Source organism: Citrobacter amalonaticus (genome assembly GCF_001559075.2).
In the GTDB taxonomy this organism is placed as follows: Bacteria; Pseudomonadota; Gammaproteobacteria; order Enterobacterales; family Enterobacteriaceae; genus Citrobacter_A; species Citrobacter_A amalonaticus_F.
The window spans coordinates 1,979,869-1,998,133 of record NZ_CP014015.2; the positions used below are offsets into that span (position 1 = coordinate 1,979,869).

Consider the following 18,265-nt stretch of genomic DNA (forward strand, 5'->3'; position numbering starts at 1 on the left):
TTACGCAACATTCTGTGCAAATGAGCGGAATCACTGGAAGCCTGAACGCAATCTTAACTTTTGTCGCTCGGCGCTGACCACACAACGCGCTATATCTGCCTGGAAACGTACAGCGGAGGTGGCGATGAAAGTGGGGACGGCGATATTGATAGGGTTGTGGTTATGGCACGGGCAGTCCTGGGCGGTATGCCCGGTATGGTCGTCAGCGAGGGCTCACGAAGAGATCTCTCGTTTGCAACAGCAAATTGCGCAGTGGGATGACGCCTATTGGAAGGAGGGGGTGAGTGCGGTCGAGGACGGCGTCTACGATCAACTGCATGCACGACTGCTTCAGTGGCAGCACTGCTTTGCTGACAACTCCCCGCCCAGCCTGACGTTACCTTCTCCTGGCGGTACAGTCCCCCATCCCGTCGCCCATACCGGAGTGCAAAAGCTGGCTGACAAGCGAGCAGTGCAGCAATGGATGCGCGGGCACAACGATTTGTGGGTACAGCCGAAGGTCGATGGCGTGGCGGTTACGCTGAAATATCAGCATGGCAAACTGACGCAGGCGATCAGCCGTGGCGATGGTCTGAAGGGCGAAGACTGGACGCAAAAAGTACAACTGATGCCAGCCGTGCCGCAAACCGTGGCGGGGGCGCTGACAAACAGCGTGTTACAGGGTGAGATCTTTCTGCGACGGGAAGGGCATATCCAGCAAAAAATGGGCGGGATGAATGCCCGTTCGAAGGTGGCGGGTCTGCTGATGCGCAAGACCAACGTGAGCGACTTATCATCACTGGGGATTTTTATCTGGGCCTGGCCTGATGGCCCGCAGACGATGTCCGAAAGAGTTAATCAGTTGAGTGCAGCGGGTTTTACGCTGGCGAAGGCATTCACGCTACCGGCTGACAACGTTGAGGCCGTGGAGCGGGCGCGTACGCACTGGTGGACGTCTGCTTTGCCCTTCGTTACCGATGGGGTGGTTGTGCGAATGGACAAAGAACCTGCGTCCCATCAATGGTTACCAGGACAAGGGAATTGGCTGGCCGCCTGGAAATACCCACCCGTTGCGCAGGTGGCGGAGGTCACAGCGATTCAATTTACGGTCGGCAAAAGCGGAAAAATCGCCGTTGTCGCAACGCTTGCCCCCGTCATGCTGGACGATAAACGGGTACAACGGGTGAATATCGGTTCCGTAACTCGCTGGAAAGAGTGGGATATCGCCCCTGGCGATCAAATCCTGGTGAGCCTTGCCGGGCAGGGGATCCCACGTATTGACGATGTCGTCTGGCGGAGTTCAGACCGCACTAAACCAATACCACCTGATAACCGCTTCAATTCAATGACCTGCTTTTTTGCTTCCGCATCGTGTCAGGAACAGTTTATCTCCCGCCTGGTCTGGCTGGGCTCTGGCACGGTTTTAAAATTAGACGGTGTGGGTGAGGCGGGCTGGCGAGCGCTTCATCAGCAGCACCACTTTGAGCATATCTTTTCATGGCTGGCTTTAACTCAGGAGCAGATTCAGCACACGCCGGGATTTGCGAAAGCAAAGGGTGAACAGGTATGGCATCAGTTTAATTTGGTGAGAAAACAGCCATTTATTCGCTGGATACAGGCGTTAGGCATCCCATTACCACTGGTGGCGCTCAATGCCAGTGGCGATCGTTCATGGCAGCAGTTGTCAGGGCGAACGGAATTGTACTGGCAACAACTTCCGGCAGTCGGCTCGCGTCGCGCACGTCAGGTGATGGCATGGCTGGACAACGCGGAGGTCAAACAGCTAAGCCGCTGGCTGGCGGCTCAGCAAATTGAGAGCTTTATTCCTTAATGGCTTTCGTGGTGGTAGTAAAACACCGGCAAACCCAGCTTAAGGCGCAGCGCCAGGAGTCGGGCGACAAAGCCAAACATCAGGGTTGAGATAACCACGATATCCTGATTGGAAACATAGTGTTGCAGGACGATATAAAGCACGGCAGAGGCGAATGAAACCCCGGCGTACAGCTCTTTCTGGAAAACGAGCGGAATACGTTTACAGAACATATCGCGCAGCACTCCACCGAAGACGCCAGTGGTGACCGCTGCAACGACGGCAATGATCGGTCCATGCCCCATATCCAGGGCTACCTGAGCGCCAATAATGGAAAAAACCACCAGGCCTAAGGCATCCAGCACCAGGAACACCTTGCGCAGGTAGGGCATGACGGGAGCCACAATAGTCGTCAGGACTGCCGCTGTGGCGACAATAATCACGTATTCGGGATGTTTAACCCAACCCAGAGGATAGTGGCCGAGCAGAATATCGCGGACAGAGCCACCGCCGATGGCTGTTGCGGTGGCAATAATGATGACGCCGAATGTATCCATCCGACGACGGCCCGCCGCCAGCGCGCCGGTCATGGCTTCGGCAGTGATTCCTATCAGGTACAAAACGTGTAACAGCATGACTCCCCCCAGTATTTTGGGGACAAAGAGTAACGATTTGTGCTCGTCGTCACGATTGAGATTTTCTAAGGTGAGTGGTTTTTAATAACTTCAGGTAATGTGAAATCGTTATTATTCTGAGGTGGTGCGTAGTATGAGGTTTTTTTTATCAACAAAATGAATGAGAAAAACTAAACTGAAGATATCCACAATTTAGCGTGGTTCGTGAAAAACGTAGCACCGCCATTGACTGACGGGCTACGCGGAAAGACGCTTTACTCGATGTTCTGGATCTGCTCGCGCATTTGCTCGATTAAGACCTTCAGTTCGATGGCGGAATTGGTCACTTCTGCATTAATGGATTTTGACGCCAGCGTATTCGACTCGCGGTTGAATTCCTGCATCATGAAGTCCAGACGGCGGCCTACTGCCTCTTTTTTCTTCAGGATGTTGTAGGTTTCTTTGACGTGGGCGTCCAGACGATCCAGCTCTTCCGCCACATCAATGCGCTGTGCCATCAGGACCAGTTCTTGTTCCAGACGGTTATTTTCCAGTTGGACCTGAGCGTCTTCCAGCTTAGCGACCAGACGCTCGCGCTGCCATTGCAGAATTTCTGGCATATGGGCGCGGACCTTAACAACCTCAGCGCTGACGCCTTCCAGACGTTGTTCGATCAGGGCTTTCAGTGCCTGACCTTCCGTTTCGCGGGCGACGATGAAATCGTCGAGCGTGCCGTCGAGTGCGGTCAGGATTTCAGCCGCAATGGCATCCAGATCCTGTTCCTGTGCTGCCATTACACCGGGCCAGCGCAGGATATCGACCGGGTTGATTTCCCCTTCATCGCTCTGCATTTTGACCCAGTTGGCTGCATTCACGAGTTGTTTCGCGAGCTTTTCATTCAGGATGAGCTCGCCCTGCGCGCTGGCATCGGGTTCAAAGCGCAGCATGCATTCAACTTTACCGCGCGTCAGGCGCGTACGAATGCGTTCACGAACAACAGGTTCAAGGCTACGGAACTGTTCCGGCAGACGAAAGTAAGTTTCCAGATAACGCTGGTTTACCGAGCGCATTTCCCAGGTGGCGCTACCCCATTCACCCTTGATTTCACGCCGGGCGTAGGCGGTCATACTGCGGATCATAGACGTTCCTGTTTTTAAAGGAGAGATGGGAGGATTATAGCCATCCCGGCCTTGTCAGGATAGGAATAACCGCCGGAAGTCCGTATAATGCGCAGCCACATTCGTTTCAAGCCGGAGATCTCAATATGCGTCCAGCAGGCCGTAGCGCTAATCAGGTGCGTCCCGTAACCCTGACCCGTAACTATACAAAACATGCTGAAGGCTCGGTGCTGGTCGAATTTGGAGATACCAAAGTGCTGTGCACGGCCTCGATTGAAGAAGGCGTACCGCGTTTTCTGAAAGGTCAGGGCCAGGGCTGGATCACCGCTGAATATGGCATGCTGCCGCGTGCAACACATACCCGTAACGCGCGCGAAGCCGCAAAAGGCAAGCAGGGCGGTCGTACAATGGAAATTCAGCGTCTGATCGCCCGTGCGCTGCGCGCTGCAGTCGATCTCAAAACGTTGGGTGAATTTACTATCACCCTGGACTGCGATGTGATCCAGGCCGATGGCGGCACGCGTACCGCTTCCATTACCGGCGCCTGTGTGGCGCTGGCGGATGCGCTGAACAAACTGGTGGCCAGCGGTAAGCTGAAAACCAATCCGATGAAAGGGATGGTTGCCGCGGTATCCGTGGGGATCGTTAACGGCGAAGCGCTCTGCGATCTGGAGTACGTTGAAGACTCGGCGGCAGAAACCGACATGAACGTGGTGATGACCGAAGACGGGCGAATCATTGAGGTGCAGGGGACGGCAGAAGGCGAGCCGTTCAGCCATGAAGAACTTCTCACCTTGCTGGCACTGGCCCGAGGGGGAATCGAATCCATTGTCGCGACGCAGAAGGCGGCGCTAGAGAATTGATTTTAAGGCGACCAATGAGTCGCCTTTTTTTTGTCCGTAGATTTTGTCAATGATGAAAGTGAAATGAGGAGCGAATCCATGAAACCCTATCAACGCCAGTTTATTGAGTTTGCGCTTAACAAACAGGTACTCAAGTTTGGCGAGTTCACGCTGAAATCCGGGCGCAAGAGCCCCTATTTCTTCAACGCCGGGCTGTTTAATACCGGGCGCGATCTGGCACTGTTAGGCCGTTTTTACGCTGAAGCATTAGTGGATTCTGGCATTGAATTTGATCTGCTTTTTGGCCCGGCTTACAAAGGTATTCCCATTGCGACGACCACGGCGGTTGCGCTGGCGGAGCATCATGACAAAGACTTGCCGTACTGCTTTAACCGCAAAGAAGCCAAAGATCACGGAGAAGGTGGCAATCTGGTTGGCAGCGCATTACAAGGCCGCGTGATGCTGGTAGATGATGTGATCACCGCGGGTACGGCAATCCGGGAATCGATGGAAATCATCCAGGCCAACGGTGCAACGCTGGCTGGCGTGCTGATCTCTTTGGATCGTCAGGAACGCGGACGTGGCGAGATTTCCGCCATTCAGGAAGTTGAGCGTGATTATGGCTGTAAGGTGATTTCCATCATCACCCTAAAAGACCTGATTGCCTATCTGGAAGAGAAGCCGGAAATGGCAGAGCATCTGGCAGCAGTGCGGGCGTATCGGGAAGCGTTCGGCGTTTAACGTGAGTGGCCGGATAACGCGCGCGCTATCCGGCAAACATTACTGCAGTTGCGCAGCGAGCAGTGGCCAGCGGGCGTCAAAATCATCCGTAGGACGGTATTTGAATTCGCTACGCACAAAACGGGACAGCATACCTTCGCAGAAGGCGAGCAGCTGACTTGCCAGTAACGTTTCATCCGTCACGTACCCTTCACCTTCGCGCATCCGCTTTTCCCGCAAGACCTGGCGCAGTTGTGCTTCAATGCGTTCGAACAGCTGGTTGATACGTCCTTGCAGACGATCCTGTTCAAACATCAACGCATGTCCGGTCAGGATGCGCGTCAGGCCAGGATTGCGTTCGCCGAAACCCAGAATCAATAACACAATCAGGCGCACACGCGCGTGGGTATCTTTTTCATCTTTCAGAATCAAATTGATACGGGTGATCAGGCTGTCTTCGATAAACTCAATCAGGCTATCGAACATGCGGGTCTTGCTGGGAAAGTGGCGATATAATGCCGCTTCGGAAACGCCGACAGAAGCCGCCAGTTTTGCCGTTGTGATGCGCTGGCTTCCATCGCTGGATTCCAGCATCAGCGCCAGAGACTGAAGTATTTCTTCGCGACGATTCCTTTTCGCAGTTTGTTTTTCTGCCATGTTACAAAATACCCCTGAAAATAAGCACTTGCAGGCGAGCATCCACACTATGACCGCAAACACAGGGCTTGCGGTGATGTTATGACGTTATCGGGATGCGTAACTTTCTTACTTACGACCGGAATGGCCGAAACCGCCTTCACCACGGTGGGTGGCATCAAACTCTTCCACCAGATTAAATTCGGCCTGCACGACTGGCACAAAGACCATCTGTGCGATACGTTCGCCCGGCTCAATGGTAAAACTGTCCTGACCACGGTTCCAGACGGACACCATTAGCTGCCCCTGATAGTCAGAATCAATCAACCCCACCAGGTTGCCCAGCACGATACCATGCTTATGGCCCAGGCCAGAACGCGGCAGGATGACGGCAGCCAGAGACGGATCGGCGATGTGAATAGCCAGCCCGGTTGGCAGCAGTGTGGTTGCGCCCGGCTCCAGTTCTACGGCGTCATCGAGACAAGCCCGCAGGTCAAGTCCGGCGGAGCCGGAGGTGGCATACGTCGGCAGCGGGAATTGCTTGCCGACACGCGGGTCCAGAATCTTAACGTCGATTTTTTTCATCATAACGGGTCACGATCTCGTCGAGTAATAATTGGCCCAGGAGTGCTTTGCGCTCAAGCGGTAAGACTTTATCTCCATCCTGCCAGAAAAGGTGTAAAGCGTTGCTGTCGCTATTAAACCCTTGAGTTGAAAGCGAAACATCGTTTGCACAGATCAAATCAAGGTTTTTACGGATACGTTTTTGCCGGGCATATTCTTCCACATTATTCGTTTCCGCGGCAAACCCAACGACATAGGGGCGATGGTCTTTACGTGCGGCAACCCCGGCGATGATATCTGGGTTTTTGACCATTTTTATTGTTAATTCATCACCTTGTGTCGCTTGTTTCTTAATTTTTTCCGGGGCGACAATTGCGGCGCGATAGTCTGCTACGGCTGCACAGCCGATAAAAATATGTTGCTGTTGGACGGCGGATTGCACCGCCGCTTCCATCTCCAGAGCGGTCATTACATCAACACGCTGCACAAAGGGCGGCGTGGGTAATGATACGGGGCCGGTAACCAGCGTAACGTTCGCCCCACGGCGGGCGGCGGCGGCGGCGATGGCAAACCCCATTTTGCCGGAGCTGTGGTTGGAAATGTAGCGTACCGGATCGAGCGGTTCACGCGTCGGGCCCGCGGTAATCATGATGTTGAGATGTTGCAGATCGTTGACAGGGGCGAAATGTGCCGCGGCCATATCGACAATCGTTAAGGGATCCAGCATACGGCCCGGTCCTACATCACCGCATGCCTGGCTGCCGCTGTCCGGTCCCCAGATGAGCAGCCCGCGGGAAGCCAGAACGTCCAGATTATGCTGAGTTGCCGCAGCCCGGTACATCTGCTGGTTCATTGCTGGTAAAACGGCAACGGGCGCAGGGGTAGCCAGACAAATCGTGGACACCAGATCGTTTGCCATGCCGGCTGCAACCCGCGCGATAAGGTCTGCGGTGGCCGGGGCGAGCATCACCAGGTCGGCCCATTTCCCCAACTCAATGTGGCCCATTGCGGCTTCTGCTGCGGGATCCAGCAGACTGTCGGAAACGGGATACCCGGAGACTGCCTGTAAGCTGAGTGGGGTAATAAAGGCTTTAGCCGCCTCGGTCATTGCCACACGGACATCAGCGCCGCGTTCGCGCAGACGACGCACCAGTTCAGGGGCTTTGTAGGCTGCAATGCCGCCGCTGACGCCGAGAACGATTTTTTTACCGGCCAGGCTCATCATGATCATTCCTGTTGGATTACACCAGAAGGCGGATATTTTATCACAATCCGTAAACTGTCGTGCGTTCACCCATGAATCACTTTGCGAGGCGCTACGCAGGAGTGAAAATTGTACGTCGATTCCCCCACCGGGCCATGCCACCATGCGTACTGGCATGAGGAGGGGTGGGATGGAAATTGCTGAATATGTGCTGCCGAGGGAAAAACTGTTAGCGCTTGGGGTCGATACGCTGACGGATGACGAACTACTGGCGCTTTTCTTACGGACCGGAACGCCCGGGAAAGATGTCTTTGCGCTGGCAAAAGAGATCCTGGAACATTTTGGCTCTCTCTATAGCTTGTTGACGGCGGATTACTCTCAATTCAGCGCCGTGACAGGGATTGGCGTAGCAAAGTATGCACAGCTTAAAGGTATCGCGGAGCTGGCCCGGCGCTTTTATGAAGTGCAAATAAAAGGCACGAACCCGTTACTTAGCCCGGTGTTAACCCGGGATTTTTTGCAGAGTCAATTTGCGGGAGAAGCGCGTGAAGTTTTCATGGTGGTTTTTCTTGATTCCCAACACCATGTCATTAAACATAGCCGCCTTTTCTCTGGCACACTCACCCATGTTGAGATCCATCCGCGTGAAATTATTCGTGAAGCGATAAAAATCAATGCATCTGCGGTGATCCTTGCTCATAATCATCCGTCGGGGTGTGCAGAGCCGAGTAAAGCGGATAAACTTATCACCGAGCGTGTCGTAAAATGCTGTCAGTTCATGGATATCCGTGTGCTTGATCACCTTGTCATTGGACGCGGAGAGTACGTTTCGTTTGCGGAACGTGGTTGGATTTGACGCACTTTGCGCGATCCATCGGGATCTTTGTCTGTTCGGGACTTGAGCACATCGCTGACTCAGCGTATACTACGCCACCTTTGAGAATCTCGGGTTTGGCATTTGGGCCTGGCAATCGAGTGTTCACTTAGACGCCCAATCATTCACGTTGCGTTAAGGCAGCCTGAAGGGTGAGGTGTAGAACCGCGATGACCGGGCTGTAAAGCCTGACGAGGCGCCGATACCCCATACGAAGCTCGAGCTAATTTGATTTTTGGAGAATAGACATGTCCCGAGTCTGCCAAGTTACTGGCAAGCGTCCGGTGACCGGTAACAACCGTTCCCACGCACTGAACGCGACTAAACGCCGTTTCCTGCCTAACCTGCACTCTCACCGTTTCTGGGTTGAGAGCGAAAAGCGTTTTGTCACCCTGCGTGTATCTGCTAAAGGTATGCGTGTAATTGATAAGAAAGGCATCGATACAGTTCTGTCTGAACTGCGTGCCCGTGGCGAAAAGTACTAAGTACTAAGAGGAAATAAATCATGGCTAAAGGTATTCGTGAGAAGATCAAGCTGGTTTCTTCTGCTGGTACTGGTCACTTCTATACCACCACGAAGAACAAACGTACTAAGCCGGAAAAACTGGAACTGAAAAAATTCGATCCAGTTGTCCGTCAGCACGTTCTCTACAAAGAAGCGAAAATTAAGTAATTCTCGCTTTGCTGTAATGAAAAACCTCGCTTCGGCGGGGTTTTTTGTTTTCTGGCCATCCCCATATTAGTGAGACCTGATACAAAGCCGGAGACGTTATGCCTGAATTACCTGAAGTCGAAACCAGCCGCCGCGGTATTGAACCGCATCTGGTCGGGGCAACCATTCTGCATGCCAATGTGCGTAATGGACGTCTGCGTTGGCCGGTATCAGAAGAGATCTACCGTCTGAGCGACAAACCGGTGCTCAGCGTTCAGCGTCGTGCAAAATACCTTCTGCTGGAGCTACCCGATGGCTGGATCATCATTCACCTGGGGATGTCAGGTAGTTTACGTATCCTTGCTGAAGAACTTCCGGCAGAAAAACATGACCATGTCGATTTAGTGATGAGTAACGGTAAAGTCCTGCGCTACACCGATCCCCGTCGCTTTGGCGCCTGGCTGTGGACAAAAGAACTGGAAGGGCACAACGTACTGGCGCATCTTGGCCCTGAACCGCTAAGTGACGATTTCAACGGCGACTACCTGCAACAGAAATGCGCGAAGAAGAAAACGGCGATTAAACCCTGGTTGATGGATAACAAGCTGGTCGTGGGGGTCGGAAATATCTACGCCAGTGAATCCCTGTTTGCTGCGGGTATTCATCCTGACCGTCTGGCGTCGTCGTTGTCGCCGGCTGAATATGAACTGCTGGTGCGCGTGATTAAGGCCGTTCTGCTGCGCTCGATAGAACAAGGGGGAACGACGCTGAAAGATTTTCTGCAAAGCGATGGTAAACCGGGCTATTTTGCTCAGGAGTTACAGGTCTATGGCCGCAAAGGTGAGCCATGCAGAGTGTGCGGAACGCCGATCGTAGCATCGAAACACGCGCAACGTGCGACGTTCTATTGCCGTCAGTGCCAGAAGTAAGGCGGGGCGTCCCGGCTCCGGGACGCTATTTGAGTTTAGCCAACAGCGCCTGATGAATATTCTCGGGCAGGAAGTGGGTGACATCGCCCTGATGTCGGGCCACTTCTTTCACCAGTGACGATGAGATGAAGGACCACTCTTTAGAAGGCATCAGAAAGACGCTTTCCAGTTCTGGCATCAAATGACGATTCATGTGGGCCAACTGCATTTCGTATTCAAAATCCGCGACGGCGCGCAATCCACGAATCAGGATGTTGGCCTGTTGCTCACGCGCAAAGTTGGCCATCAGATCGCTAAAGCCCAGCACTTCAACGCCAGACAGATGGGCAGTGGCCTGCTTAGCCAGCGCAACGCGCTCTTCAAGGCTGAACATCGGTTTTTTACCGGGACTCGCCGCAATCGCCAGAATGACATGGTCAAACATCTGCGTAGCACGCGTGATGATATCGATATGGCCGTTCGTCAACGGATCAAAAGTACCTGGATAAATCGCCCGTTTTTGCATAACAGCCCTCAATGCGTTTTCGGTGGCAGATAAGGTTCCAGCAGCTGTAGCAGGCGCTGTAACGCACCCTGGTTTTGATAGAGAACTTCAACTGCGTGACGACCATAGAAATTACGATAATCGGCATCGGTCAGTAAAGAGGAAACCTCTTTGGCGAGGCTTGTGGCATCCGTGACCGTAATCAAACCGCTGGCTTGCTCCAGACGGGCGCAGATATCTTTGAAGTTGAAGGTGTGAGGTCCCATCAGCACAGGAATCGCGTGTGCCGCAGCTTCCAGCGGGTTATGTCCGCCACGTTCAACCAGTGATCCTCCGACGAACGCCAGATCCGCAATGCCGTAAAGCAGCATCAGTTCACCCATCGTATCTCCCACAACCACCTGGGTACTGGCCGAGGGAACTTCGCCGGAGGAACGTGTTGTATAGCTTAGTCCGGCTTCACGCACGAGGTTAATCGCATCCGGGAAGCGTTCCGGATGACGCGGGACCAGAATCAACAGCAGGTTGGGGAACTGGTGCAACAATGCCTGATGGGCAGCGATGATAATACTCTCTTCACCATCATGAGTACTGGTTGCGATCCACACCGGGCGATGCGGCGCCCACTGGCGACGCAGCGTAACGGCCTTTGCGGCCAGCTGTGGCGTTACGGAAATATCGAACTTCAGACTGCCGGTGACGGTCACTTGATTGTTCTTCGCGCCCAGCGTCACAAAGCGCTGACCATCCTCTTCATTTTGCGCGGCAATTAGCGTAATACGACGGAGGATTCGGCGGATAAATTTCCCCAGCTTCGCGTAACCGTCAGCGGAGCGGGCGGAAAGACGCGCATTGGCGATGACCAGTGGAATATGGCGTTTATGCAGCGCGGCAATCAGGTTCGGCCACAACTCCGTTTCCATAATCAGCACCAGCTTGGGATCAACCTTGTTCAGGAAGCGACCCAGCGCATCGGGTAAATCGTAAGGCAGGTAGACGTGCTGAACATCGCTGCCGAAGGCAGACTGGACACGCTCGGAGCCGGTTGGCGTCATCGTGGTGACGGTGATCGGCAGATCGGGGTAGCGATGTCGCAGGGCGCGAACCAAAGGAATGGCTGCCAGTGTTTCTCCGACAGAGACGGAATGAAGCATAATACCGCCCGGTTTCAGGGGGCGGCGGTAAAAACCGTAGCGTTCACCCCAGCGTTTACGGTAGGCCGGGGCCTTACGTCCGCGCACCCAAAGCCGTATCCAGATCAAGGGCTGAATAAGGTAGAGAAGGGCGGTGTAAAGCAATTCGAGCATAGTAAATAGCTGACTTATGGATGTGCTGGGGATTCTATGTATTTAGCCAGGGCTTTACCATTACTTTTCCTGTTTTTGACTTAAATAGCTTTAAGTCCGACTAATTCCGCCAGCCCGGCTCTGATTTTTTGCATTTTTATGCCATTTATTGATTTTTACTGCCTCTGCCGTTGTTAGCCGATTCAATCGGTGACGAAAAAAGCGATGTTCAGATTAATATCAATTTGATTTAAAAAAGAAAAGTATCCGCTTTGCGGTTAATTTATTCGAGTCGGATCGCAGCGAAAGAAGTGATACACTAGCGCGTAAAAGTCAGTGCAATATCAGTGATCGGGTAGCTGTTGAGCCTGGGGCGGTAGCGTGCTGTTTTCTGCTTAACTTTATCGGACAATCACAACAAAAGAGTCGCGTGTGGAAAAGCCTTTTCGAAAAATTCTGGTCATCAAGATGCGTTTCCACGGGGATATGCTATTAACCACTCCCGTTATCAGTACGCTGAAGCAGAACTATCCTGACGCCAAAATCGATATGCTTCTTTACCAGGATACGATGCCTATTTTGTCGGAAAACCCCGAGATTAATGCCCTCTATGGCATCAGTAATAAGGGGACGGGAGCGGCAGAAAAAATTAAAAATACGCTTTCGCTGATTAAGACCTTACGCAACAACCAATATGATCTGGTCATCAACCTGACCGATCAGTGGATTGTGGCGCTGATTGTTCGTTTTTTGCACGCAAGAGTAAAAATATCCCAGGATTTCGCCAACCGGCAGTCTGCATTCTGGAAACAGAGTTTTACCCATCTCGTTCCCTATTCCGGCGAACACGTTGTCGAACGTACGCTGTCAGCACTCAAACCGCTGGGGCTGGAGCATATTGTTACTGAAACGACCATGAGCTATCGACCTGAACACTGGGAAAATATGCGTCGACAGTTGCGCCAGCTCGGCGTGACGCATCAGTATGTGGTGATTCAACCCACGGCAAGGCAGTTATTTAAGTGCTGGGATAATGACAAATTTTCCCGCGTCATTGATGCTCTTGAGCGTCGTGGCTATCAGGTGGTGCTGACGTCCGGCCCTTCTGCTGACGATTTAGCTTGTGTGGAAGAGATTGCGCTGGGGTGCGAAACCAAACCGGTAACCGGGCTGGCAGGCAAAACCCGATTCCCGGAATTAGGCGCGCTGATTGATCATGCCGCCCTTTTTATTGGCGTTGATTCAGCCCCTGGGCATATCGCCGCGGCGGTCAAAACGCCGGTGGTATGTCTGTTTGGCGCGACAGACCACGTCTTCTGGCGCCCCTGGACTGACAATATTATTCAGTTCTGGGCAGGTGACTATCAGCCCATGCCTAAACGATCTGAACTGGACCGTAACAAAAAATATATGTCCGTTATTCCCGCTGAGGATGTGATTGCGGCAACGGAAAAACTGTTGCCGCAGAATGCGCAAATTATCGAAATGGATGCGCCAGTATGATCGTGGCTTTTTGTTTGTATAAGTATTTTCCGTTCGGCGGATTACAACGTGACTTTATGCGCATTGCGCAAACCGTCGCAGCTCGAGGTCATCAGGTCCGTATTTATACTCAATCGTGGGACGGAGAATGTCCGGATGCTTTTGAGCTCATTCGTGTACCGGTTAAATCGCGGACCAACCATGGGCGTAATGCGGAATATTATGCCTGGGTGCAGGCGCATTTGCGTGAGCATCCCGTTGACAGGGTCGTGGGGTTTAACAAGATGCCGGGTCTGGACGTTTATTTTGCCGCGGATGTCTGTTACGCCGAAAAGGTGGCACAGGAAAAAGGCTTTTTCTATCGTCTGACCTCCCGTTATCGCCATTATGCGGCGTTTGAACGGGCAACGTTTGAGCAGGGTAAACCGACGCAGTTATTAATGCTGACGGATACGCAGATTGCTGATTTCCAGAAGCATTATCAAACCGAAGCGGAGCGTTTTCATATTCTCCCTCCGGGGATTTATCCGGACAGAAAATACAGTGCGCAAATCCCGAATGCCCGTGAAATCGTTCGCCAGAAGAACGGTATTTCGGAGCAGCAAAACTTACTGTTGCAGGTCGGCTCTGATTTTACCCGCAAAGGGGTGGATCGTTCGATTGAAGCGCTTGCGTCACTGCCGGCCGCGCTGCGGCATAACACGCTTTTATATATTGTCGGTCAGGATAAGCCTCGCAAATTTGAAGCACTGGCAGAAAAACGCGGCGTGCGCAGTAATGTGCACTTTTTCTCCGGGCGCAATGATGTCGCGGAGTTAATGGCCGCTGCGGATTTGTTACTGCACCCGGCCTATCAGGAAGCGGCAGGTATTGTTCTGCTGGAGGCGATTACTGCTGGCCTGCCAGTGTTGACCTCTGCCGTTTGCGGCTATGCGCATTATATTGCGCAGGCTAACTGTGGCGATGTCATTGAAGAACCCTGGCGGCAGGACGCGTTGAACGACATTTTGCGTAAAGCGCTGACCCAGCCGTCATTGCGTACAGCATGGGCAGAAAACGCGCGGCATTATGCGGATACGCAAGATTTGTACAGTCTGCCGGAAAAGGCGGCGGACATTATTACAGGTGGTCTGGATGGTTGAATTGAAAGAACCGTTAGCCACATTATGGCGCGGGAAAGATGCGTTTGAGGAAGTCAAAACGCTGCAGGGTGAGGTCTTCAGGGAACTGGAAACCCGGCGTACGCTGCGATTTGAACTGGCGGGGAAAAGCTATTTCCTTAAATGGCATCGGGGTACTTCTCTCAAGGAGATTGTCAAAAACCTTCTCTCACTGCGGATGCCGGTTTTGGGCGCCGACAGAGAGTGGAATGCAATTCATCGCCTCCAGGATTTAGGCGTGGATACGATGTATGGCGTTGGGTTTGGTGAGAAGGGGCTCAACCCTCTGACCAAAACGTCGTTCATTATTACCGAAGATCTCACGCCGACCATCAGTCTGGAAGACTATTGTGCGGATTGGGCAACGAATCCACCGGACGTCAACGTCAAGTGGATGCTTATTGACCGCGTGGCCACGATGGTGCGCAAGATGCATGCAGGCGGGATCAATCACCGTGATTGCTATATCTGCCACTTCCTGCTGCATCTGCCTTTTTCAGGCAATAAAGAAGACTTAAAGATTTCGGTTATTGATCTACACAGGGCACAGATTCGTACGAAAGTTCCTCGCCGCTGGCGTGATAAAGACCTGATTGGCCTCTATTTTTCGTCGCTAAACATCGGATTGACACAGCGGGATATCTGGCGGTTTATGCGGGTTTATTTTTCGGCTCCATTACGTGATATATTTCGTAATGAAGCAGACCTGTTAATCCAGGCAGAAGTAAAAGCAGAGCGAATAAAAGAACGAACACTGAGGAAAAAATTATAATATTTTAAGATGAAAGAGGCTAAATGTTTCTCTTCATATGCATGACTAATTTGCAGTTGCTTATTGCAAAAGCTATTATTGAAAAGGAGCAGCTGAATAATGTTGATCTATTGTTTATTGGTGACGTCGGAAATGGAAAAAATGTTTGTTATTTAAATAAATTAAAACCATTGTGTCAGCATGTTAGTCTCGAAGCCAATGCAAAGAAAACATCAATTTTTAAAACATTAAAAAGGACATTGTATGCAAAGAAAATGATGATGACATATAAGAAAAAATATGACGTCGTTTTCTTTGCGAATTTTCATGTGCCACTTATTCACCATATACTATCGGTGATTTCTTTCGATGAGATAAGAACATTCGATGATGGAACGAATAATATAAATAAAAAAAGCGTGATGTATCTGGATTCCTCAGTTTCATTTGCGTCGAAATGTTTTCGAAGACTGATGGGCAGGAAGTATCATAAAGAGGATATCCTTAAGCTCGACAGAATACATTATACTTTATTTCCAGAAAAACCTAATATTATAGAAAAAAAAGAAGCGATTACATTAATTTGCTACAATAGTGTAAGTTCCGGAACAAGTATTGTTAAAAAAATATTACTGGGTACTGTCTATTCGGATGCAATTGATAAGAAACACGGCGTGTTATCTTTAATACAAAAAGTGCAGAGTTTTATCGATGACAGGAAAATAGATTACTATATCCCTCATCCAAGAGAGTTATCATATCAATTCAGCAATGTTGAAAATATTAACTCTGAATTAATAGCAGAAGATATTGTATTAGCGTTTTTACAGCAAGGCTTACGACTTGAATTATATGGATTTAACACAACAGCACAAATTAATCTAAGTAATATACCTTTCATTGAAAACTATAATTTAAAAAGTCCTCTATTAAAGGAATGCTTCAATCATCATCTTGGATTTAACTTTAACGATGTAGAATTATAATAACGATGGCAAGAAGAGAGACCGTAATCATATATGAATGAAATGCCGGTTCGAACGGGGTTAAAAATCGCATTTATTGGCGAAGCTGTGTCCGGGTTTGGTGGAATGGAAACGGTCATCCGGGATGTTATCAACAACTTTCAGGCCGAACATTCTGCAATCCAGTGTGAGATGTTTTTCTTTTGCCGACATGACAAAATGGATAAGGCATGGTTAAGCGGTATTAACTATTCATGCTCTTTCTCCACTATCCGTCTGGGCTTTTTACGTCGGGCAAAGCATATCCATACGTTTAGCCACTGGCTAAAGAAAACAGAACCCGATGTGGTGATCTGTATTGATGTGCTGTCTTGCCTGTTTGCCAGTAAAGCGCGGAAGAAATCAGGCCAAAATTTTACGATATTCTCCTGGCCACATTTTTCTCTGGATCATAAAAAACACGCCGAATGTGTTAGCTGGGCTGATTATCATCTGGCAATCAGTAGCGGTATTAAACAACAGATGATCGCGCGGGGTATTGATCAAAAGGACATTACCGTTGTTTATAATCCCGTTTCCAGAAAATCAGAGATTATTCCGCAACCAGAAAAAGGCCAACCCGCGGTCTTTCTGTATGTCGGAAGGATGAAGTTTGAAGGGCAAAAAAGAATTAAGGACCTGCTGGATGGATTATCCCATGCAGAAGGCGAATGGCGGTTGCATGTGGTTGGTGACGGTTCAGATTTTGAAAAATGTCAGTCCTATGGACGAGAACTGGGTATTGACGAGCGTATAACCTGGCATGGTTGGCAGGTCTCTCCCTGGGATGTGGTGCAAAACAAGATAAAGAACGTCACGGCACTGTTGTTGACATCATCATTCGAGGGCTTTCCGATGACCCTGCTGGAAGCCATGTCGTATGGCATTCCGTGCATTAGCTCTGACTGTATGTCTGGTCCACGGGATATGATCAAACCAGGTATCAATGGCGATTTGTATCCGCCGAACGATCTTGAACAGTTTACTCATCTGATCAACCAAATCCTCTCTGGTCAAATGAAGTATGATAGTCATCTGATTCCTGAGACGATAGATAACTTCTATAATGAAGTCTATTTTCAACATTTAAGAAGTGCGATATTCTCCAAAATCAATAAGTGATCACTATGACTCAAACGTATTTTGAAGCAAAAGTCATTCAGCAGACTTTAGATTATAACTATGCAGAACATAGTGATGTTGATAAGTTTAATATTGCCTATGGCATTGACAAGAACTTCCTTTTTGGTTGTGGTGTGTCCATTGCGTCGATACTGATTGCTAACCCCAATACTTCGTTTGCCTTTCATGTCTTTACTGACTCATTTAGCAATGAGGAACAGACGCGATTTAATGCGTTGGCAAAGCAATATGCCACCCAAATTGTGGTGTATCTCGTTGACTGCGAGCAGTTGAAATCATTACCGAGTACTAAAAACTGGTCATATGCAACGTACTTCCGGTTTATTATCGCCGACCACTTCGCGGGAAAAACGGATAAAGTACTGTATCTGGATGCGGATATTGCCTGTCAGGGAAGTGTACAAGAACTGATTGACCTCCAGTTTGCTGAACATGAAATTGCGGCCGTGGTAGCAGAGGGCGAGTCAGAGTGGTGGACGAAGCGCTCAGTCAGTCTGGCAACGCCGGGACTGGTTTCTGGCTACTTTAATGCGGGCTTTTTGCTGATTAACCTACCTGTCTGGACCGCTGAGGATATTTCCCGCAAGGCCATCGAAATGTTACGCGATCCGGATGTGGTACAGTGTATCACTCACCTGGACCAGGATGTACTGAATATGTTGCTGGTTGGCAAGGCGCGTTTTATTGGTAAGAAGTTTAATACCCAATTCAGCATCAATTACGAATTAAAGCATGATGTGGTTAACCCAGTGGATGAAAACACGGTATTCATTCATTATATTGGGCCGACTAAGCCCTGGCATCAATGGGGCAACTACCCCATTGCGCAAAGTTTTTTGAATGCGAAAAAGTTATCACCCTGGTGTAATGTTGAATTGCTGAAACCTAAAAATAGTCATCAGTTGCGTTATGCGGCGAAGCATATGTTCAACCAGAAGCAATATTTTTCTGGTCTGGTCGATTATGCCCTTTACTTTAAAAGCAAAATTATTAAATAAAAATAATTATAGGTG

The 18,265-nt window shown here is 50.4% G+C and carries 20 protein-coding genes; 13 read left to right on the forward strand and 7 right to left on the reverse strand.

Annotated elements, in window-relative coordinates; genetic code table 11:
* Positions 1-124: 124 nt before the first annotated feature.
* Positions 125-1,810 carry an NAD-dependent DNA ligase LigB gene (gene ligB / locus AL479_RS09485; RefSeq protein ID WP_061075897.1) on the forward strand — a complete coding sequence of 562 codons (1,686 nt, stop codon included), beginning with the start codon at positions 125-127 and terminating at the stop codon, positions 1,808-1,810.
* Here the strand turns inward: ligB and AL479_RS09490 are convergent.
* Both AL479_RS09490 and AL479_RS09495 read right to left on the reverse strand, forming a co-directional pair.
* Positions 1,807-2,424: a trimeric intracellular cation channel family protein gene (locus AL479_RS09490; RefSeq protein WP_061075898.1), complete on the reverse strand. Its 618-nt coding sequence runs from the start codon at positions 2,422-2,424 to the stop codon at positions 1,807-1,809. The genes ligB and AL479_RS09490 overlap by 4 nt on opposite strands.
* A 254-nt stretch (positions 2,425-2,678) precedes the next feature.
* The gene (locus AL479_RS09495; RefSeq protein ID WP_058587387.1) at positions 2,679-3,542 is read right to left on the reverse strand and encodes a YicC/YloC family endoribonuclease; all 864 of its coding nucleotides are present in this window, start codon (positions 3,540-3,542) and stop codon (positions 2,679-2,681) included.
* Between the two features lie 125 nt (positions 3,543-3,667).
* Between AL479_RS09495 and rph the strand changes: the two genes are divergently transcribed.
* Both rph and pyrE read left to right on the forward strand, forming a co-directional pair.
* Positions 3,668-4,384 carry a ribonuclease PH gene (gene rph / locus AL479_RS09505; protein WP_042998636.1) on the forward strand — a complete coding sequence of 239 codons (717 nt, stop codon included), beginning with the start codon at positions 3,668-3,670 and terminating at the stop codon, positions 4,382-4,384.
* Between the two features lie 78 nt (positions 4,385-4,462).
* A complete protein-coding gene (pyrE, locus tag AL479_RS09510; RefSeq protein ID WP_042998635.1) occupies positions 4,463-5,104 on the forward strand; it encodes an orotate phosphoribosyltransferase in 642 nt (213 codons plus the stop codon).
* Between the two features lie 39 nt (positions 5,105-5,143).
* Here pyrE and slmA read toward each other — a convergent pair whose 3' ends face one another.
* The 3 genes from slmA to coaBC all read right to left on the reverse strand — a co-directional run bounded on the left by slmA (position 5,144) and on the right by coaBC (position 7,505).
* Complete coding sequence (gene slmA / locus AL479_RS09515; RefSeq protein ID WP_042998634.1) at positions 5,144-5,740, reverse strand: nucleoid occlusion factor SlmA; 597 nt, start codon at positions 5,738-5,740, stop codon at positions 5,144-5,146.
* Between the two features lie 108 nt (positions 5,741-5,848).
* A complete protein-coding gene (gene dut / locus AL479_RS09520) occupies positions 5,849-6,307 on the reverse strand; it encodes a dUTP diphosphatase (RefSeq protein ID WP_061075899.1) in 459 nt (152 codons plus the stop codon).
* Complete coding sequence (coaBC, locus tag AL479_RS09525) at positions 6,285-7,505, reverse strand: bifunctional phosphopantothenoylcysteine decarboxylase/phosphopantothenate--cysteine ligase CoaBC (protein WP_105291814.1); 1,221 nt, start codon at positions 7,503-7,505, stop codon at positions 6,285-6,287. Before coaBC ends, dut begins: the two co-directional genes overlap by 23 nt.
* A gap of 172 nt (positions 7,506-7,677) precedes the next feature.
* On the opposite strand from coaBC, the gene radC reads away from it, so the two are divergent.
* The 4 genes from radC (at position 7,678) to mutM (ending at position 9,942) form a co-directional block, all read left to right on the forward strand.
* Complete coding sequence (radC, locus tag AL479_RS09530) at positions 7,678-8,343, forward strand: RadC family protein (RefSeq protein ID WP_061075901.1); 666 nt, start codon at positions 7,678-7,680, stop codon at positions 8,341-8,343.
* A gap of 266 nt (positions 8,344-8,609) precedes the next feature.
* Positions 8,610-8,846 carry a 50S ribosomal protein L28 gene (gene rpmB, locus AL479_RS09535; RefSeq protein ID WP_002436699.1) on the forward strand — a complete coding sequence of 79 codons (237 nt, stop codon included), beginning with the start codon at positions 8,610-8,612 and terminating at the stop codon, positions 8,844-8,846.
* Positions 8,847-8,866: 20 nt separating this feature from the next.
* Positions 8,867-9,034, forward strand: a complete 168-nt coding sequence (gene rpmG, locus AL479_RS09540) for a 50S ribosomal protein L33 (RefSeq protein WP_003024094.1) — start codon at positions 8,867-8,869, stop codon at positions 9,032-9,034.
* Between the two features lie 98 nt (positions 9,035-9,132).
* Positions 9,133-9,942 carry a bifunctional DNA-formamidopyrimidine glycosylase/DNA-(apurinic or apyrimidinic site) lyase gene (gene mutM, locus AL479_RS09545; RefSeq protein ID WP_061075902.1) on the forward strand — a complete coding sequence of 270 codons (810 nt, stop codon included), beginning with the start codon at positions 9,133-9,135 and terminating at the stop codon, positions 9,940-9,942.
* Positions 9,943-9,967: 25 nt separating this feature from the next.
* Here mutM and coaD read toward each other — a convergent pair whose 3' ends face one another.
* Together coaD and waaA are read right to left on the reverse strand one after the other, a co-directional pair.
* Positions 9,968-10,447 carry a pantetheine-phosphate adenylyltransferase gene (coaD, locus tag AL479_RS09550; protein ID WP_061075903.1) on the reverse strand — a complete coding sequence of 160 codons (480 nt, stop codon included), beginning with the start codon at positions 10,445-10,447 and terminating at the stop codon, positions 9,968-9,970.
* An 8-nt stretch (positions 10,448-10,455) separates the two neighbouring features.
* The gene (gene waaA / locus AL479_RS09555) at positions 10,456-11,733 is read right to left on the reverse strand and encodes a lipid IV(A) 3-deoxy-D-manno-octulosonic acid transferase (protein ID WP_044263542.1); all 1,278 of its coding nucleotides are present in this window, start codon (positions 11,731-11,733) and stop codon (positions 10,456-10,458) included.
* Between the two features lie 411 nt (positions 11,734-12,144).
* On the opposite strand from waaA, the gene rfaQ reads away from it, so the two are divergent.
* From rfaQ to waaO, 6 genes are read left to right on the forward strand one after another with little or no spacing between them, the layout of a single operon-like run.
* On the forward strand, positions 12,145-13,215 hold the full coding sequence (rfaQ, locus tag AL479_RS09560) for a lipopolysaccharide core heptosyltransferase RfaQ (protein WP_071887609.1): 1,071 nt from the start codon (positions 12,145-12,147) through the stop codon (positions 13,213-13,215).
* Positions 13,212-14,336 (forward strand): glycosyltransferase family 4 protein, encoded by a 1,125-nt coding sequence (locus tag AL479_RS09565; protein WP_061075904.1) that lies wholly within the window; start codon positions 13,212-13,214, stop codon positions 14,334-14,336. The genes rfaQ and AL479_RS09565 overlap by 4 nt, the downstream gene beginning before the upstream one ends.
* Positions 14,329-15,126, forward strand: a complete 798-nt coding sequence (rfaP, locus tag AL479_RS09570; RefSeq protein ID WP_061075905.1) for a lipopolysaccharide core heptose(I) kinase RfaP — start codon at positions 14,329-14,331, stop codon at positions 15,124-15,126. The genes AL479_RS09565 and rfaP overlap by 8 nt, the downstream gene beginning before the upstream one ends.
* A gap of 23 nt (positions 15,127-15,149) precedes the next feature.
* On the forward strand, positions 15,150-16,091 hold the full coding sequence (locus AL479_RS09575; protein ID WP_061075906.1) for a glycosyltransferase family 52: 942 nt from the start codon (positions 15,150-15,152) through the stop codon (positions 16,089-16,091).
* Positions 16,092-16,133: 42 nt separating this feature from the next.
* Complete coding sequence (gene waaB / locus AL479_RS09580) at positions 16,134-17,231, forward strand: lipopolysaccharide 1,6-galactosyltransferase (protein ID WP_061077956.1); 1,098 nt, start codon at positions 16,134-16,136, stop codon at positions 17,229-17,231.
* Between the two features lie 5 nt (positions 17,232-17,236).
* Positions 17,237-18,250, forward strand: a complete 1,014-nt coding sequence (gene waaO / locus AL479_RS09585; protein ID WP_061075907.1) for a lipopolysaccharide 3-alpha-galactosyltransferase — start codon at positions 17,237-17,239, stop codon at positions 18,248-18,250.
* Positions 18,251-18,265: the final 15 nt, after the last annotated feature.

What these genes read in the sequence shown, in the direction of transcription:
- waaB (WP_061077956.1), top strand. Translation starts at nt 16,134, where the DNA reads ATGCCGGTTCGAACGGGGTTAAAAATCGCATTTATTGGCGAAGCTGTG.
- AL479_RS09495 (WP_058587387.1), bottom strand. Translation starts at nt 3,542, where the DNA reads ATGATCCGCAGTATGACCGCCTACGCCCGGCGTGAAATCAAGGGTGAA.
- coaD (WP_061075903.1), bottom strand. Translation starts at nt 10,447, where the DNA reads ATGCAAAAACGGGCGATTTATCCAGGTACTTTTGATCCGTTGACGAAC.
- waaA (WP_044263542.1), bottom strand. Translation starts at nt 11,733, where the DNA reads ATGCTCGAATTGCTTTACACCGCCCTTCTCTACCTTATTCAGCCCTTG.
- rpmG (WP_003024094.1), top strand. Translation starts at nt 8,867, where the DNA reads ATGGCTAAAGGTATTCGTGAGAAGATCAAGCTGGTTTCTTCTGCTGGT.
- mutM (WP_061075902.1), top strand. Translation starts at nt 9,133, where the DNA reads ATGCCTGAATTACCTGAAGTCGAAACCAGCCGCCGCGGTATTGAACCG.
- AL479_RS09565 (WP_061075904.1), top strand. Translation starts at nt 13,212, where the DNA reads ATGATCGTGGCTTTTTGTTTGTATAAGTATTTTCCGTTCGGCGGATTA.
- rfaP (WP_061075905.1), top strand. Translation starts at nt 14,329, where the DNA reads ATGGTTGAATTGAAAGAACCGTTAGCCACATTATGGCGCGGGAAAGAT.
- AL479_RS09490 (WP_061075898.1), bottom strand. Translation starts at nt 2,424, where the DNA reads ATGCTGTTACACGTTTTGTACCTGATAGGAATCACTGCCGAAGCCATG.
- rph (WP_042998636.1), top strand. Translation starts at nt 3,668, where the DNA reads ATGCGTCCAGCAGGCCGTAGCGCTAATCAGGTGCGTCCCGTAACCCTG.
- rpmB (WP_002436699.1), top strand. Translation starts at nt 8,610, where the DNA reads ATGTCCCGAGTCTGCCAAGTTACTGGCAAGCGTCCGGTGACCGGTAAC.
- dut (WP_061075899.1), bottom strand. Translation starts at nt 6,307, where the DNA reads ATGATGAAAAAAATCGACGTTAAGATTCTGGACCCGCGTGTCGGCAAG.
- radC (WP_061075901.1), top strand. Translation starts at nt 7,678, where the DNA reads ATGGAAATTGCTGAATATGTGCTGCCGAGGGAAAAACTGTTAGCGCTT.
- AL479_RS09575 (WP_061075906.1), top strand. Translation starts at nt 15,150, where the DNA reads ATGTTTCTCTTCATATGCATGACTAATTTGCAGTTGCTTATTGCAAAA.
- waaO (WP_061075907.1), top strand. Translation starts at nt 17,237, where the DNA reads ATGACTCAAACGTATTTTGAAGCAAAAGTCATTCAGCAGACTTTAGAT.
- ligB (WP_061075897.1), top strand. Translation starts at nt 125, where the DNA reads ATGAAAGTGGGGACGGCGATATTGATAGGGTTGTGGTTATGGCACGGG.
- coaBC (WP_105291814.1), bottom strand. Translation starts at nt 7,505, where the DNA reads ATGAGCCTGGCCGGTAAAAAAATCGTTCTCGGCGTCAGCGGCGGCATT.
- slmA (WP_042998634.1), bottom strand. Translation starts at nt 5,740, where the DNA reads ATGGCAGAAAAACAAACTGCGAAAAGGAATCGTCGCGAAGAAATACTT.
- pyrE (WP_042998635.1), top strand. Translation starts at nt 4,463, where the DNA reads ATGAAACCCTATCAACGCCAGTTTATTGAGTTTGCGCTTAACAAACAG.